General features: G+C 40.0%; 1 protein-coding gene. It reads right to left on the bottom strand.

What is annotated here, in order from left to right; all coding sequences use genetic code 11:
* Window positions 1-275 (bottom strand): S16 family serine protease (locus SB717_RS35610; RefSeq protein WP_410907660.1); only part of this gene is annotated, 275 nt, incomplete at both ends.

Here is a 275-nt window from a genome sequence, read left to right as displayed (position 1 = left end):
AATGAGATGCAAGCACAAACGTAAGGTTTTCTTTTACGCTCTCTGGAATATCATCTAAATCTTTCTCGTTTTCTGCTGGCAAAATAATTTTTGTTAAGCCTGCGCGGTGAGCACTTAATGTTTTTTCTTTTAAGCCACCAATTGGTAATACACGACCACGAAGTGTAATTTCACCTGTCATACCTACTTCTTTACTTACAGGAATACCTGTTAGTGCAGAAATAAGTGCCGTTGCCATCGTAATACCTGCTGACGGTCCATCTTTCGGAACTGCT

Origin of the sequence: Priestia sp. SIMBA_032 (assembly GCF_046535215.1) — a bacterium.
GTDB classification, from domain to species: Bacteria; Bacillota; Bacilli; order Bacillales; family Bacillaceae_H; genus Priestia; species Priestia aryabhattai.
The sequence above is the reverse complement of the archived record's forward strand: the minus strand, read 5'-3'. Positions and strand labels throughout refer to the sequence as shown.